Annotated in this window: 12 protein-coding genes and 1 tRNA gene; 4 read left to right on the plus strand and 9 right to left on the minus strand. The window is 53.7% G+C overall.

The features are described 5' to 3' along the window. Positions 1–245 precede the first annotated feature (245 nt). From priA to ftsH, 8 genes are all read right to left on the minus strand, one after another. Positions 246–2630, minus strand: coding sequence for a primosomal protein N' (gene priA / locus QM579_RS06100; protein ID WP_414998287.1), 2385 nt, complete (start codon positions 2628–2630; stop codon positions 246–248). A 133-nt stretch (positions 2631–2763) separates the two neighbouring features. Next, positions 2764–3636: a UTP--glucose-1-phosphate uridylyltransferase GalU gene (gene galU / locus QM579_RS06105; protein WP_414998288.1), complete on the minus strand. Its 873-nt coding sequence runs from the start codon at positions 3634–3636 to the stop codon at positions 2764–2766. A gap of 394 nt (positions 3637–4030) precedes the next feature. After that, on the minus strand, positions 4031–5383 hold the full coding sequence (glmM, locus tag QM579_RS06110) for a phosphoglucosamine mutase (protein ID WP_414998289.1): 1353 nt from the start codon (positions 5381–5383) through the stop codon (positions 4031–4033). A gap of 60 nt (positions 5384–5443) precedes the next feature. Then, complete coding sequence (locus QM579_RS06115; RefSeq protein ID WP_414998290.1) at positions 5444–6376, minus strand: YbbR-like domain-containing protein; 933 nt, start codon at positions 6374–6376, stop codon at positions 5444–5446. Further along, complete coding sequence (gene cdaA / locus QM579_RS06120) at positions 6363–7094, minus strand: diadenylate cyclase CdaA (protein ID WP_414998297.1); 732 nt, start codon at positions 7092–7094, stop codon at positions 6363–6365. Before cdaA ends, QM579_RS06115 begins: the two co-directional genes overlap by 14 nt. Positions 7095–7222: 128 nt before the next feature. Further along, complete coding sequence (locus QM579_RS06125; RefSeq protein ID WP_414998291.1) at positions 7223–8569, minus strand: diguanylate cyclase domain-containing protein; 1347 nt, start codon at positions 8567–8569, stop codon at positions 7223–7225. A gap of 72 nt (positions 8570–8641) precedes the next feature. Then, the gene (gene folP, locus QM579_RS06130; RefSeq protein WP_414998292.1) at positions 8642–9523 is read right to left on the minus strand and encodes a dihydropteroate synthase; all 882 of its coding nucleotides are present in this window, start codon (positions 9521–9523) and stop codon (positions 8642–8644) included. A gap of 5 nt (positions 9524–9528) precedes the next feature. Continuing rightward, a complete protein-coding gene (ftsH, locus tag QM579_RS06135; protein ID WP_414998293.1) occupies positions 9529–11574 on the minus strand; it encodes an ATP-dependent zinc metalloprotease FtsH in 2046 nt (681 codons plus the stop codon). Positions 11575–11824: 250 nt separating this feature from the next. Here ftsH and QM579_RS06140 point away from each other — a divergent pair. From QM579_RS06140 to QM579_RS06150, 3 genes are all read left to right on the plus strand, one after another. Beyond that, positions 11825–11918: transfer RNA gene (locus tag QM579_RS06140), tRNA-Sec, on the plus strand. Between the two features lie 672 nt (positions 11919–12590). Continuing rightward, the gene (locus tag QM579_RS06145) at positions 12591–13178 is read left to right on the plus strand and encodes a superoxide dismutase (protein ID WP_414998294.1); all 588 of its coding nucleotides are present in this window, start codon (positions 12591–12593) and stop codon (positions 13176–13178) included. Between the two features lie 673 nt (positions 13179–13851). Then, positions 13852–14322: a hypothetical protein gene (locus tag QM579_RS06150; protein WP_414998295.1), complete on the plus strand. Its 471-nt coding sequence runs from the start codon at positions 13852–13854 to the stop codon at positions 14320–14322. A 163-nt stretch (positions 14323–14485) separates the two neighbouring features. Here the strand turns inward: QM579_RS06150 and QM579_RS06155 are convergent, their stop codons facing one another. Next, positions 14486–14680 carry a twin-arginine translocase TatA/TatE family subunit gene (locus QM579_RS06155; protein WP_183717566.1) on the minus strand — a complete coding sequence of 65 codons (195 nt, stop codon included), beginning with the start codon at positions 14678–14680 and terminating at the stop codon, positions 14486–14488. Positions 14681–14943: 263 nt separating this feature from the next. Here QM579_RS06155 and QM579_RS06160 point away from each other — a divergent pair. Continuing rightward, positions 14944–15897: DEAD/DEAH box helicase (locus QM579_RS06160; RefSeq protein ID WP_414998296.1), on the plus strand; the 954-nt coding region annotated here is incomplete at its 3' end.

The following is a 15897-nucleotide window of genomic DNA, read 5'->3' on the forward strand; positions in this document are numbered from 1 at the left end:
CCGAACAGCAGATAACCAGCGCCAGCGCCAGCCCCAACGCACGAAAAACCTTCATCCTTCCTCCCCATGCCACGGCCGCCATCACACGACCTGTCCTCAAAAGACCAGAGCTACCAGACAAGCCGCTCACACAAGCGGTTTGGACACTGCCCACAACGTGGCGCATATAGCACTGGAAAAAACCGCACTGAACCCTAGACGGGAAGACGGTTACCCCCAACAGCCTGCAAAAAAGCAATTGCCATTCACAACATATTTACAGGATCGAGGTCAAGAAAAAGTCGTAGGTTTTTGGTATATTTTTGTGCTGCAGCAAAAAAATACAGGGCGCGTATGGCCTGCCAATCCTGCCCTTTCACAAGGCAGGTATACCTGCGGCGCCCGCGCAACAAGGCCAGCGGGGCTGGGGCCGGGCCTAGCAGTTGCAAACCAAGCTCCGCAGCACGCCCGCGCATGGCGGCAGCCAAATCATTAACGGCAGCCACCCCGGCGTTTTCCTCCACCGCATGCGATATTCGTATCAGCGCAAGGCGCACAAAAGGCGGATACCGCCGCAGTTTGCGGCGGGCCAGCTCGGCTGCGTAAAATCCCTCATAGTCGGCTTCACGCACATACTGCCAGCAGTAGTGGCTTACATCACGCGTTTGGATAAGTACCTGTCCGGGTTTATCGCCCCGTCCCGCCCGGCCGGAGGATTGCACCAGCAATTGAAACGTGCGCTCCGCAGCACGGTAGTCAGGCAGGTTAAGCCCGAGGTCGCCGTCCGCGATCACGGCCAGAGTCACATTGGGAAAATGGTGCCCCTTGGAAAGCATTTGCGTACCCACAAGAATGGGAGATTCCTGACGGGCGAAGGCCGCCAGTATTTCTTCCATCCGCCCTGGACGGCGCGTGCTGTCTCTGTCCAGACGCAGCACAGGGCCTCCTGCCAGCACACTCAGGCGCTCGGCCAAACGCTCTGTGCCCTCGCCCATTGGCAGAAAGTTCATCCCCTTGCATTCCGGGCATGGAGAAGGAAATGGCCTGCTGTATCCACAATAGTGACAGACCAGTTTTTCCCGTCCCTTATGGTAGGTGAGCCCTATTTCGCATTGAGGACAACGGAGCGTGCGCCCGCAATCAAGGCAGTACATAAGGGGCGCGTAGCCACGGCGGTTGAGCAGAACCACGGCCTGCTCTCCTCTGCTGACGACCTCCTGCAAGGCCTGCTCACTTTGCGGAGCCAGAAGGCCCTGTTCTGTCGTAGCAGCAGGCGAAAGCGAACTGATGTCTACCAGCTCAACAGGCGGTAAATCGCGCCCGCCCACACGCCGCGGCAGGCGTAATACGGGCAGATGACCGCCTTCTGCAGCATAAAATGTCTTGAGATCAGGCGTGGCCGATCCCAGTACCAGCAGGCCGTTATTCTGGGCCATGCGGAACCAGGCAACCTCCTTGGCCTGATATGCCAGGCTTTCGTCCTGCTTGAAAGATGCGTCATGCTCCTCGTCCAGAACAACGCAAGCGAGATGTGGCACAGGCAGGAACAGGGCCGAACGTGTACCCACCACCAGGCAGGGTTCCTGACGCGAGGCCAGTTGCCTGTAGGTAGCTTCGCGACGGGCTGGAGACTGGTAGCCGTGGTGGAAAAAAAGCGGAACTTCCGGCAGCGCGCAAGCAGCGTCTCGCCGGAGCTTGTAGGCCAGGGCCACTTCCGGCGCGAGCAAAAGCAGACTCTTGCCGGCAGCCAGACAAGCACGAGCCAGTTCAAGGTATACAGCAGTCTTGCCGCTGCCAGTCACGCCATAGAGCAGACGGGACACCGCCCGCTTTTCCGTTTGGGCAGTCTCAAGAGCGGTTTTCATTTCGTTCAGGGCCACAGCCTGATCGTCATTCAAAACAAAGGGAGCGGGCGGAGGCGGCAGAAGGCTTTGTTCCACGGCTTCCACTTCATCTTCGGCGTCCTGCCGCATCAGTGCAACGTGCCCTGCGGACAGAAGCGACTGCAAGGGAATGCCTGCTCCCTGCCCCAATGCACGGGTGAGATTACGCCGACTGACGGCGCCGTGTTCCTGCAAATACTCCAGCACCTCTATCTGCCGTGAGGCAGAAGGCCGCACAGGCCACGGAGGATCCACGCGCAGGACGCAAAATTCTTCGCTGGCGGCATCTGTACCAGGGGGCAGCAATCTTGCCTCGCCTTGGGCCAGGGCTTGAGCCAGATGACGCCTTGAGGCTTCATCCGCCCCGCGAATACGGGCCAACGGCCAGGAAGTAGCCCCTTTTTCGTGCACAAGCCGCAGCTGCACACGCGTGGTTCGAAGCCCCTGAGGCAACACATGCCCCAGAATATGGCCGGGGTTCAATGCCTGGCGAAGAGCGAGATCCTGTGCCAAAGCCAGCAATTCACCAGTAAGAGCAGGCTGTTCCTCAAGGGGCCAGCAGACACTCTTGCAAGTTACTCCCTTGGGCAGATCAAGGCTGTCGCTGGTTTCAAGCACCACACCTGCACGCAGCGCGGCCTTTTCGCCTCGCCCCAGAGGAACTGCCACACGCAGGCCAGGCCGCCAGAAATCATCAGGAAATTCCGGCGGCAGAGCGTAGCTCAAGGTGGAATAAGGGGGACTCAGAAGAGCGATGCTGGCGTACATGTGGCGCAGAGTTAATCAATACCGGGGGGAAAGCAAGCCTCCCCCCGCCGCAACCAGTACGGGCAGGGGGAGCAATAAAACGGATGCGGCCATTCTCTGGCGCGGTTCACGGGCTGTTTCGGGGCAAATCGGCCTAGTGAAACTGCACAAAATTTTTAAGCAGGCTCAGCAAGTCGTAGCGCAGTTCTTCATCCTGCAGGGCAAAATAGATATTGGCTGTCAAAAATTCGGCCCAGTCCCCAGCGTCAAAACGCATGCCCGACATGCGCACGGCCATCATACCTCTGTCCTGAGCCAGCGCCTGAAGAGCGTCGGTGAGCTGAATTTCGCCGCCGTGACCAGGGGTGGCTTTTTCAAGATAGTCAAAAATATCCGGCGTGAGTACGTAACGCCCCACAATGGCCATACGTGAAGGAGCTTTTTCCCTTTCGGGTTTTTCAATCATGCTCTTGACCCTGAAAACGCCGGGAGCCACCTCGTCACCGTCAATGATACCGTAACGGCTGACTTTTTCCCACGGCACTTCCATAACGCCGATAACGGGCATTTTTTCCGCCATAGCCACTTCGATAAGCTGGGCAATGCCGGGCACGCCGCCAAACATGAGGTCGTCGCCAACCATAACGGCAAAGGGATCATCGCGCACGAGCTCACGCGCGCAAAGCACGGCATGTCCAAGCCCAAGCTGTTTTTTCTGGCGCACGGACATGATGTTGACCATTTCGGCCACCTTGCGCACTTCAGCAAGCTTGTCCAGCTTTCCGGCGCGTTCCAGCACAGATTCCAGCTGCAGGTTGTAGTCAAAGTGATCTTCGATGACGCTCTTGTCACGGTTGGTCACAAAAATTACGTCCTGAATATTGGCCTTTTGGGCCTCTTCCACCACATACTGGATGACAGGCTTGTTATAGATGGGCAGCATTTCCTTGGGAATATTCTTGGTCGCAGGCAATGAACGCGTGCCCCATCCGGCCACGGGAATAATAACCTTGCGAATATCCTTCATGCTCGCCTCCGCTGTTTGTTTTGCTTGATATATATTCAGCCAAAACCGGAATAGATGCAATAATCAAGCTGGTGTCAGCATTTGATTATTCACGGCAAGGTGTGCCCGCCGCAGGCATAGTGCCTGCGGGCAAGGGCAGCCGCCAGAATTCTCAGCTTGGGCCAGGGGCCTGCTTCTGTCGCGTCACTCTTATTGGCGTTATGGCCAGAGTGGCAACCAGAATCATTAAATTTTCAGCCAGAAGCCAGATACCGTTTCTAAATAAATAATTTTGAGCCAAGGACAGGGAAAAGGGAGTTTTTACGAAAGGAGTCTACTTTGGCGGTACACTTCGCGAGTAAAAAATGACCTTTTGACCCAGCCTGTTGAACAAAAGAATTATTTAGAAAAATCCCTAGCGCAGTTCGCGTTCAACTACCTGTGCCAAGTCTTCGGCATATTCCCGCACTTTTTCAGTATTTTCGCCTTCAACCATAACACGGCAAAGAGCTTCAGTACCGGAGTAGCGCAAAAGCACCCTGCCCCGTCCACCCAGCTCCTTTTCCACCTGAGCCACGGCTTCGCCAATGGCCGGACGCTCCTCAAAAGGCAGACGTTTTTCAACCCGCACATTGATGAGTTTTTGCGGAAAGGGCGTCAGCAAGCCAGCCAATTCAGAAAGAGGGCGTTCTTTTTCACGCATGATGCGCAATATCTGCAAGGCTGCCAGCAGGCCGTCGCCTGTTGTGCTGTATTTATGGAAAATAAGATGCCCGGACTGCTCGCCGCCAAGCATGGCTCCTTCGCGCCGCATGGCTTCCATAACGTAACGGTCGCCAACCTTGGTTCGCAAAAGCTGCCCGCCGTGGTCACGCATGAATATTTCGAGGGCCATATTGCTCATGGCGGTGGCCACCAGCAGATTGCCGGGCAATTCGCCTCTGGCCATCATGGCCTGTGCGCACAGAGCCATAATCTGATCGCCGTCCAGAATAACACCGTGCTCATCCACAACGATAAGGCGGTCGGCGTCGCCATCCAGCGCCAGACCGATGTCAGCCCGCACCTCACGAACTTTGGCGGCTACCACTTCAGGATGAAGAGAGCCGCAATGCTCATTGATATTGGTGCCGTCAGGATTTGTGCCGATGCGAAAAACCTCGGCCCCTAATTCTTCAAGAGCCAGAGGAGCAACCTTGTAACTGGCTCCGTTGGCGCAATCAACAACTATGCGCAGACCCGAAAGCGTCAGTTGGGCAGGAAAGCAGCTTTTGGTGTAGACGATATAACGGCCGCCAGCATCCTCGATCTTGGTGGCACGCCCCACGCCTCTGCAATCCGGGTAAGGCCAGGAAAAATCAGCGTCCAGCACCATACCAGCGATTTCGTCTTCGGCCATATCCGGCAGTTTGTAGCCATCGGCATCAAAAAACTTGATCCCGTTGTCATGAAAAGGATTGTGCGATGCCGAAATAACTACGCCAAGATCTGCGCGCATGCTGCGCGTCAGAAAAGATATGGCCGGGGTTGGCAGAGGGCCGGTCATGATAACGTGCATGCCCGCCGCGCATAGTCCTGCCGTAAGGGCGGATTCGAACATATAGCCCGAAAGGCGCGTATCCTTGCCAATAACCACTTTATGCTGATGCTGGCCCCGCCGGAAACGTACTCCGGCAGCCAAACCCAGGCGCAAAGCCACATCCACGGTCATCGGGTAGTTGTTCACCGTGCCACGCAAACCATCAGTGCCGAAAAGACGATCGGCCATGCCTTCTCCTTCAGGGCCGCAAGGCGGCCTCCGCCTCCCGCAACGTACCGGGAGAGCGGGCTATTTTTTCTTGCGGCTTACCGTAACTTCTTCTGTGCCGGGGTTCAAGAGCGTCATACCTTCCGGAAGGCGAAAACGAAGCTCAACCATACGGCTTTCACCCTCTTCCATATCCGGCGGACTGACCGTCGCCTCCAGCTGCCCAAGATATTGAGCATTTTTAGCCAGAGCGTCAGGCACTTCAACGCGTACGCTGATCTCACCCGGAGTCACCAGGTACTGACGGCGGTTTTCAGCCAAAATTTCTACTTTGCATTGGCGGGTTACTTCTGCGCGGCCACTTGTAATGCTGTACTGCACTTTGACCGTAGGCGGCATGGACGTGACAAGGCTTGGCGTATCCAGTGTAACCACCTGTTGCACGGTGGTGCCAGCCGCCTTGGGGTCAGCCATAATGGGCACGGGCACATTGGAGATTTCTTCCACCACAGTTTCCGGGCCCCGCAAAATGACGGTGGTAGGGGTGACGCTGACCTTTTCCACTGTCAATGCTCCGTTACGCAATGGCGAATCCACCGTAACGCGCACGGGCACAGAACGTTCTATCAGCGTATCAGCTCTGACGACGATGCGGGGCGGCTGCACGTCGATCAACTCAAAGGCTCGAAAAGTCGGCCCCAGATGTTCTGCCGTCAAAGGCACTACCGTGACGCCCTTTTTAATCTGGGAGAGATTCACAGCTTGGATGAGTTTGCCCTGAGTTACGGACCGCAGCAGGGTCTCAGGACCGCGCAAGCGCACTATGGCTTTGTTTATGAGGCCGTCTGTTATGACAAGATTGGCCGGTATGCCGTAGTAATCCAAGGTGACTTCAAGCTGCGCTTCCACGCGCTCGCGCACACTGACCACATACCACATGCTCACGGCGGCCAGAATGGCCACAAGCATGGTCATCAGATGTGGCGTGCGCCGAAAAAGGCTAGAGGACTTCATTGAGAACCTCACGTAAACGAGCCGAATCAAGGGCGCGCATAAGTTCGCCCTTCATAGCTACAGAAATTTCACCCCGTTCTTCCGACACCACAATGGTCACTGCGTCGCTTTCTGAAGTGACCCCAAGAGCTGCCCGGTGCCGGGTTCCAAAGCTCTGGCCCTTGGCTTCGGCCAGGGGCAGGATGCAAGCTGCAGCCATAAGCCTGCCCTTGCTGATAACCACGGCACCATCGTGCAAAGGGGCTTTGGGATAAAAAATATTCATGAGCAACTGCCGGGAGAGCTGTGCGTCAATACGCACACCTTCACGCTTGATCATGTCGCCAAGCCGCATGCTGCGCTCTACAACAATGAGCGCTCCCACGCGCAAGCGGGCCATTTCAACGCAGGCCATGACCACTTCTTCAACGCCATCCTGCATGAGCTGCTTTCGCCGGAACAGGCGCTTCGTACCCATTTCGCCCAAAGCCTGCCGGATGTCAGACTGGAAAATGACCACGATAAGAATAAAAAGGGAGCTGAAGATATGCTGCAAAAGCCAGCTCAACGTGTACAGCCCCATGCCTTTGGCAAAAAAGAACAGCAGAGTCAGCAATCCAAGACCGGTCAAGACAGCCAGTGCCCGCGAACCGCGCACCAGCTGGATGACCTGGTACAAAAGAACGCTGACCACACCTATGTCCAGAAGGTCACGCCATTCAACAGGAATATTTTCCAGCACCGTATATGATCCTTGACCTGAAGGTATCAGAACTCTTACGCCCACGGTCGCCTGTCTATAAGGCCAGGCAGACCGGAGCCTTCCGCTTTTCGTACATTTAGCCTGGCCTGCAATTGCAGCGCAGCTTATCGAGCAACAAGCCGGAACTGTCGCCGACTGTGTTCCTTATCCTGATACATGGCCTTATCTGCCCGCGAGAGCAGTTCGTCAAGAGTTTGCCCGTCATCAGGATACTCAGCTTTACCCACGCTAAAGCTTATGGGCATATTCGGCCCTTCGCTGGGCAAGCCTTTCGCCAGATCGGCAGCGACTCTGGCGAGGCCAGATGTTATGTAATCGTGAGCGCATGCACAGAATAGCACCAGAATGAATTCGTCGCCTCCCATACGGGCAAAGGCACTGTCTTGGGGCGCCACTGCTTGTATGGCAGCTGCGAAATGTTGCAATACGCGGTCACCAGCTTTATGTCCATAGGTATCATTAATGGCTTTGAACTGGTTCAAATCCATATAGTACAGACAAAATTTTTCATTATTCTCATCGCCTGTCCGGTCTGCCATAACCTGAAAAAGTCCCCTGCGATTCAAAATACCTGTAAGGGGGTCTTTATACACCATTTCTTCAAGGCGACGGCGGGCATTAGCCAGATCATGATTGCGTTGCGCAAGCGAGGCAAGCAGCAGACTGAGCACTGAAGCGAAAAATACATAAATCCAATTTTCAAAAGATTTGTACCATGCCTCGCTCGAAGAAATACGAAAATACCAATGCGCATTGAATATCTGTAAAGGCATTATCAGATGCGGCGCGCTGCCATCAAAAGGCCTGGCACTGCCAGCAATGGTTTCTTGCTCCTGATTTTTAGGATTAACCTTCAGAATTTCGTATGTAAGCCCCTGCGCTTCAAGCAGGTCAAGATCAGCAGCTTCCAGCGCCTGAGGAAACCTGAGCGCTATGGAGGCGATGCCCCAAAAATTGCGCTGCCCATCGGCATCTTTCAAAAAAACTGGAAGTTGCCCTACCAGTACAGCAGTGCCGTCAGGCCGCTTCAGTGGGCCATAAAGACTGATGCCAGCATTGCCCGTTGGGGTAACTGCGGAAGCGCCATCAGATAAATCAAGCAGGTTCATCCCCAGCAGAGCTTCGTGCCCCTGCAGTGGGTAGACATAGGAAACCACTCCTGCTGGAGCCAATGCAAGAGTTTCTATATTCTCGCTGTCAGCAATGACTTTGGCGACGTCATCAAAACCAATGACATGCCCGTCATTTTGAACAACAAGGGCAGCCAGTACCTGTGTTTTGAAAAGCAGGCTGGTCAGCTCCGTCTTGAGGTCGTCTCTCTGAGCAAGAATAATATTTTCCAGGCGTGAAAACTCCACCTGTGCCCTGCGCTGCACAAGAAAAAACACCGCCAGCAGGCAGCAGCACAAGCTTGCCGTAAATACTGTAAAAAAAGTACTGGGTTTTCGCACAGGCTCACGCTCTATTTCTGAATGATAAGGGCATCAGGCCAACCTTTCCGCCCTACGTCATACGCTCGGTGTTCACTGGCTGGCTGCGCTGAACGCAGTAGCCACCGCAAGTCCTTGCCGTGCTTCGGCCACATGATGCACCCTGTGCCAGAATATTCCCTTGGACCGCAAAAGGGCTGTTGCCGCGATTGTGGCAGGGCCGCGTTGCGCCGGAGGCAGGCTAAGTAATCCCCCAAAAACGGACTTCATTGAAAGCGCCATCAGCACAGGTCTGCCGAAGCCAAGCCAGTCTTCCGGGTGGGCCAGCAATTCCAGATTATGCTTCAACACTTTGCCGAACCCGATGCCAGGGTCAAGTACAATACGGTTTTCCGGCACGCCAGCACGCACCAGTTTGCCGAGATTGAATTCAAAAAACTCCCGCACTTCACGGCGCACATCGTCATACCGGGGATTATGCTGCATGACTTCTGGCCGCCCCTGGCTGTGCATGAGCACATACCCCGGTTTGTACTGCACGAGCACGTCCAGCAGCTCAGGGTCAAAAGCGCAAGCCGAAATATCATTGATAATAACAGCGCCCTGCTCCAGAACCGATGCTGCCGTAGCCGCATGGTACGTATCCACTGAAACCGTGGCCCAAGGCGCACGGTGTCGCAACCCCGCGAGGACGGGCGTAATACGCTGTATTTCTTCATCAGGCGATAGCTCAGCTGCACCGGGGCGGGAGGATTCTGCCCCAAGATCGAGAATGTCCGCGCCCTGGTCAAGCAGGGTCAGGGCATGCTCAAGACCAGCAAGGGGTTTGTGATGAATACCCCCGTCATAAAACGAATCGGGGGTAAGATTGACAATGCCCATGACGCCAAAGGGGGAGGGCGTTTTTAGCGCCCGCCCCCCTCTGACATACCAGGCTGCGTCCGCTATGGACGCCACCGGGAATGAATTATTCATTTTTACTATCGCTTATTGCCGTCTTCGCCATTCTGGTTCGAAGCCTTTTCTGCCTCTGATTCGACGCCCCCAACCGATGTGGGAGCTTCGTGAGGAGCAACGGAACCATCGACGTGGTCAGGCTCAAGGGTGAATTCCGGCGCATCAGCGGCAGGAGCTTCAGCCGCGGCTTCCGCAGGCTTATCCTTTCCACTGCCCTTGCTCGGACGGCTGGGTGCTTCAGAATACTTCGTTGGTTTGCCGTTGCCATCCAGAGGCGGCAGTTCCTTGTCTTCCATCAGAAGATCAAGTTCTTCGCCAGTGATGGTTTCGCGATCCAGCAGCGCGCGGGCAATACGATGCAGGATTTCTTCATTATCTTTGAGCAGTTCGCGGCAGCGCTCATGCGCCTCGTTCACAATCCGCTTTACTTCCGAATCCACCAGCCGTGCTGTGTCTTCGCTGAAGTTCTTGTTCTGCACCCACTCACGCCCGATAAAGACCTCTTCACCGGTTTCACCAATGGCAAGAGTGCCGACGGCTTCGCTCATGCCCCACTCGCACACCATTTTACGGGCCATGCGGGTAACACGTTCAATGTCGTTGGAAGCGCCAGTGGTGATATCGTCAAAAATAATTTCTTCAGCCACCCGGCCACCCAGCAGCACCACCAGGTTGTTGCGCAGGAAAGAACGCGAGTAGCCGTGGCGGTCTTCTTCAGGCAACTGCATGGTTACGCCCAAGGCACGGCCACGGGGGATAATGGTGATCTTGTGCACCGGGTCAGACCCGGGCAGCAGGCGGGCCGCCAAGGCGTGACCGCCCTCATGATAGGCCGTAATGCGCTTTTCGTCGTCAGACAAAATGAGGCTGCGGCGTTCGCGCCCCATAAGCACTTTATCCTTGGCGTATTCAAAATCGTGCATATCCAGTCTGTCCTGATTCAGCTTGGCAGCCTGCAAGGCAGCCTCGTTGACCAGATTTTCCAGATCCGCGCCAGAGAAGCCCGGTGTGCCGCGCGCCAGAACGTCCAGATCCACGTCACCAGACAAAGGCGTACGCTTGGTGTGCACCTCGAGGATGCGGCGGCGGCCACGCAGGTCTGGCGTGGGCACAACAACCTGACGGTCAAAACGGCCAGGACGCAGCAAGGCGGGGTCCAGTACATCGGGACGGTTGGTGGCAGCAATAAGAATAACACCCTCATTGCTTTCAAAACCGTCCATTTCAACCAGCATCTGGTTCAGTGTCTGCTCGCGTTCGTCGTGTCCACCGCCGAGCCCGGCTCCACGCTGGCGGCCCACTGCGTCAATTTCGTCAATAAAGATAAGGCAGGGGGCATTTTTTTTGCCCTGCACAAAAAGGTCGCGCACGCGCGAAGCGCCCACGCCCACAAACATTTCAACAAAGTCTGAACCTGAAATGGAAAAGAAGGGCACGCCCGCCTCGCCGGCAACTGCGCGCGCAAGAAGGGTCTTGCCTGTGCCAGGAGGCCCCACAAGCAACACGCCCTTGGGGATACGGCCTCCAAGGCGGGTAAACTTTTTGGGGTTGGACAAAAATTCGACAACTTCGGCCAGTTCATCCTTGGCTTCGTCTACCCCGGCCACATCAGCAAAGGTAACCCTTACGCTGTCCTGATTGAGCATGCGTGCACGCGACCGGCCAAAATTCATGGCCTTGCCGCCGCCACCCTGCATCTGGCGCATAAAGAAAATCCACACGCCAACAAGAAGCAGCATGGGGAACCACGAAACCAGCAGGGTCATGTACCAGGGCTGCTCTTCCGGCGGCTCTGCCTTGACCTCCACCTTTTTTTCAATGAGGCGGTTGACCAGACCCAGATCCTGTGGAGCGTATGTCTGCACAGTCTTGCCGTCTGATGTTTTACCTGTGAGCGTGTGCCCTTGCATGGTGACTGACAATATCTGCCCGCCATCTACCTGACTCAGAAAGTCTGAATAAGGCACTCGCTGCATCACGCCCTGCGGTTGCTGGAACATATTAAAAAGCATAACCATCGCCAGGACGATAATGGCCCATAGCATCAGGTTGCGACTCATCTGGTTCAACATTGCCTCCGTTACGTTTTCCGTGCGCGGCAGCGCATGGCTAGGGCCTGTACATTGGCCCACGCAGGCAAGAAATACTACCTGCATATGGGCGCTGTCAAATGGCCGAATTCCACTGTTCCCCGGCAATACATTTTTTCACATATAATGCTCAGTTATAATTTGGCAATGGGTAAAAAGACACTTTGCGGGCAATATTCCCGACACTTGCGAGTTTTTTTATTTTCGCTTACCATACAGGCAATTATGAGGAGACGTTTCGCCACCGGTGTGGCGCCCGGTCTTCAAAACCGGTGGCAGGCTTTACCGTCTGCGGTAGGTTCGACCCCTATACGTCTCCGCCACATAGTATAAAATTCAAAGTTCCAATAAGACTAAATTATGAAACCCCTTTGAGGCATTGCTTCAAAGGGGTTTTTATATGCGGCTTTTACCAAAGTAAAAATACTTAGAGCATATTAACTTTGACATCGCACTGTTCAGCATTGTCATTCTGCTCAATATGCAAATTGGGACAAAATTTCCGCAACGCAGAGGCGCTGCATCCCCGTGCAGAGCTAGGGACTACTTCTAAATACTTCTTTTGCCCAACTGGCTGCGTCAGAAGGCCATTTTCTATTCCCGTCATGTACCGCAAAAGTACATTCCTTTCGAAAAAAACCTTTTCTTTGCCCTTGGCGTAAAACTATTTATTTGAGACAGCCCCCTCGAGCGTTTAAATTTTAGGGCTGTCCGCCTTAACGGCGTGTACTCTTCCGAAAGCCTCATTCTTGCGGAATGGCAGCTTTAATTGTGAAGCATTTCAGAGCCAATCTAATCGAAAAAGTGCCGTCACGAGCGCCTTTACAGCTATTTCTGCGTCAAGTTCACTCTTAAATTATTGCTGACAATTCCACAGCAGACAATATTGAACTATCTATTATCAACTGCTATGGTTTGGCAGAAGTACGTTTTTTGGGGAGAAGGAGTTGGCCTGTCTGTTTTTCAACACGAAATAATACCATACGGAGTTAAAAATGGAACGCATTCTACCCGAACTTCCCTATGCGATGGACGCCCTGGCTCCAGCCATTTCACCGGAAACGATGGAATACCACTATGGCAAGCACCATAGAGCCTACGTAACCAACCTGAATAATCTTCAGGAGGGCACCGAGTATAAAGACATGTCTCTTGAAGATATCATCAAGAAAGCTCCTCCGTCAGGCATTTATAACAACGCCGCACAAGTATGGAACCATACCTTCTTCTGGAGCTGTTTACGGCCCAATGGCGGAGGAAAACCCGTGGGCGCTCTGGCGGACGCCATCACTGCGCAGTGGGGAAGCTTTGACAAATTCAAGGAAGATTTTTCAGCCAAAGCCGCTGGCAACTTTGGTTCGGGCTGGACTTATCTGGTTAAAAAGTCCGACGGCGCACTGGAAATCCAGAACCTGGGCGCTGCGGGCAACCCTCTGCGCACTGGCGACACCCCCATTTTGACCATTGACGTATGGGAGCACGCCTACTACATCGACTACCGAAATGCCCGGCCCAAGTTCATTGAGGCTTTTTTCGAAAAGCTGGTTAACTGGGATTTTGCAGCCAATAATTTTAAAAACTGATCCTCTTTGTGCAAATGCCCAGGGCATGCGCTAAAGCCTGCCCTGGGCATAAAGACACCAACGACGATACACCGTCAAAAAACAGCCCACGTTCTTATCAATTGCGCTTACTCAGATACTGCCTCAACGCCTCGTTCCCACAAAGATTTTTCTCATCCGGAACATGCCTCACTTCATAAATTTCTTTGTCATATCTGGAAAAACCAACCTTTTATGCAGAAAATGCGTCCCTATAATTCTCCCCGGAATAAAGGGTGCCATTCACCGCAGAAATAATTGAAAAACGCTTGTGCCGACACAGCCTTGACGCTCAGTGGTGACGCTCCCCAATCTGAGCCAAGAGTTTCATCTTCGCTTTTTATTGCACAACAAATCCGATTAACCTCACAGGATATTACAATTTCCTATATGGATATATTCATTAAAGGCCAGCACTCTTACGTGGTAAAACAAAGACACAAGTCACATACTATTTGGCCATAATCACGGCAAAAATTCCAACATAGAAACATTTACACTGCCGATATTACAATATGTCTGGCTAAAAAATGGACATAAATATATTGTTATGCCAACAATATATTTTATTGTGGAAACCGTGATCATTGTAAGTATATTGTTCCACAAAACATATCAGCAGCTATAAAAGCTGCTTAACTACGGAGAATCCTAAATGAAAAAAACTCTCAGCCTTGTTTTTGCCGCCGTGCTCATCATGAGCGCCGCTGTTGTTTTTGCTACCGAAGTGAAGACCCCTAACTTCACTATCACACTCCCCGCTGACTGGATCCAGCCTTCCGAGGTCATCAGCCAGCAGGGTTCCAGCGTGGCCTTGTTCCAAAACAAGAGCAATGGCACAGCTGTGACTATTACTGTGGTTGACGCGCCAATGAGCGCCAAAGACGTGGCCGAACAAACCACCGCCAACATGAAGAGCGGCGGCATGTCCCCAAGCGCCCCCAAGGAAGAAAACGGTTTCTACGTGTCCACCTTCGAGCAAGGCGGCGGCAAGGGCATTTCCTACTTCGGCTCCAACGGCAAGGCTTTTGCCGTGACCACCATTGTTGGTTCCGACGTGGCTATTGGCAAAGACCTGCTCAAGCATCTCAAGGTTACTGATGCCAAGCTCATTCCCTCTTTCTAGTTTTCAGCAGGCTCTTTCTGCTGAATCCAGATAAATGAAAGTCCCGGCTCTTGCCGGGACTTTCATTTTCTCATATGCTATTGTAGCAGCGAAAGCGTAAGCCCCAAGCCAAGACTTGGGGCTTGCATAAACCAGACTCAAAAACTCTTTGAATCTCGGCTTGTTACGCAGATTTATTGTTATCGTTGCTGTTATTGCGGGCAGTTATGTCAATTTCATCGGGCTCAGTGGTTGCCTTTTTGAAATTTTTGATAGCCCTGCCAAGCCCGCCGCCTATTTCAGGCAATTTTTTCGAGCCAAACAACAACAGTACTACAACCAGCACCACCAGCAAATGCTGTATACTTAATGCACCCATAAAAACCGTCCTTCCTGTTAAAGGCCGTTAGTTGGCTGCCAGAACAGGCCCCTACGTTCAGCCATTTTCCCGACTATACTCTCTCACGGCACAAATGCAAACAGCCATAAACCAGTGAGGGCGGGCCTTTTCACAGACTAGGCTGGCACTTCCGGGACTGAAACCGGATATTAACACATCATACTCATTGTGTATTGCGCAGGATGGGGCTATATTTCCCCACCCCGAAAATCCCTTCCGTAAAATTTTATTTCAGGAACAGCATGACCGCATCTTTTGAAGATCTGGGTTTATCCCGCGAATTATTGAAAGCAGTTGAAGATCTTGGGTTTGAAGAACCCTCCCCCATACAGGTCCTGGCCATCCCCGCGCTACTGGCGGGTAGAGATGCCCTTGGCCAGGCGCAGACAGGAACCGGAAAAACAGCAGCCTTTGGTCTGCCCCTTCTGGAAAAACTGACGGCTGGCAAACATGTGCAAGCTCTGGTGCTCTGCCCTACGCGTGAGTTGGCCATTCAGGTGGCCGAAGAGCTGAACAAACTTGCAGCCCGCAAGCGTGGCGTTGCCATTCTTCCCATTTATGGGGGGCAGCCCATTGAACGGCAGTTGCGCGCTCTGGACAAGGGCGTGCAGATTGTCGTCGGTACGCCGGGCCGTGTTATGGACCACATGAAACGTGGCACCCTGAAGCTCGGTTCCATTACCGCAGCCGTGCTGGATGAAGCCGACGAAATGCTGGATATGGGCTTTCGTGAAGATATTGAAGCCATCCTTGAGCAGACTCCCGCAAACTGCCAGCGTGTGCTGTTTTCAGCCACGGTGCCAGCGCCTATCCGCGAGCTTTGCAAACGCTTTTTGCGTGACCCAGAAATGCTCACGGTCGCTCAAAAAATGCTTACGGTTCCTGCCATTGAGCAGGTTTACTATGAGGTGCGGCCTCACCAGAAAATGGACGCTCTCTGCCGTTTGCTGGATTCGCAGGGTTTTCGCAAGGCCCTCGTTTTCTGCTCAACCAAGCGCAGCGTGGATGAAGTGACCCTGCACCTGCAGCAGCGCGGCTATCAGGCTGACGGTCTGCACGGTAACCTGGCCCAGTCGCAGCGTGACCGGGTAATGCAGCGTTTTCGTACCGACGGTCTGGACGTGCTTGTGGCTACTGACGTTGCCGCGCGCGGCCTGGACGTGGATGACGTGGACGCCGTCGTCAACTATGACATC

Source organism: Desulfovibrio sp., from assembly GCF_047607245.1.
In the GTDB taxonomy this organism is placed as follows: Bacteria; Desulfobacterota; Desulfovibrionia; order Desulfovibrionales; family Desulfovibrionaceae; genus Desulfovibrio.

Excerpts from the sequence above, each read along its gene's own strand:
- folP (WP_414998292.1), bottom strand. The coding sequence starts at position 9,523 with ATGAATAATTCATTCCCGGTGGCGTCCATAGCGGACGCAGCCTGGTAT.
- priA (WP_414998287.1), bottom strand. The coding sequence starts at position 2,630 with ATGTACGCCAGCATCGCTCTTCTGAGTCCCCCTTATTCCACCTTGAGC.
- QM579_RS06155 (WP_183717566.1), bottom strand. The coding sequence starts at position 14,680 with ATGGGTGCATTAAGTATACAGCATTTGCTGGTGGTGCTGGTTGTAGTA.
- QM579_RS06145 (WP_414998294.1), top strand. The coding sequence starts at position 12,591 with ATGGAACGCATTCTACCCGAACTTCCCTATGCGATGGACGCCCTGGCT.
- QM579_RS06115 (WP_414998290.1), bottom strand. The coding sequence starts at position 6,376 with ATGAAGTCCTCTAGCCTTTTTCGGCGCACGCCACATCTGATGACCATG.
- QM579_RS06150 (WP_414998295.1), top strand. The coding sequence starts at position 13,852 with ATGAAAAAAACTCTCAGCCTTGTTTTTGCCGCCGTGCTCATCATGAGC.
- galU (WP_414998288.1), bottom strand. The coding sequence starts at position 3,636 with ATGAAGGATATTCGCAAGGTTATTATTCCCGTGGCCGGATGGGGCACG.
- glmM (WP_414998289.1), bottom strand. The coding sequence starts at position 5,383 with ATGGCCGATCGTCTTTTCGGCACTGATGGTTTGCGTGGCACGGTGAAC.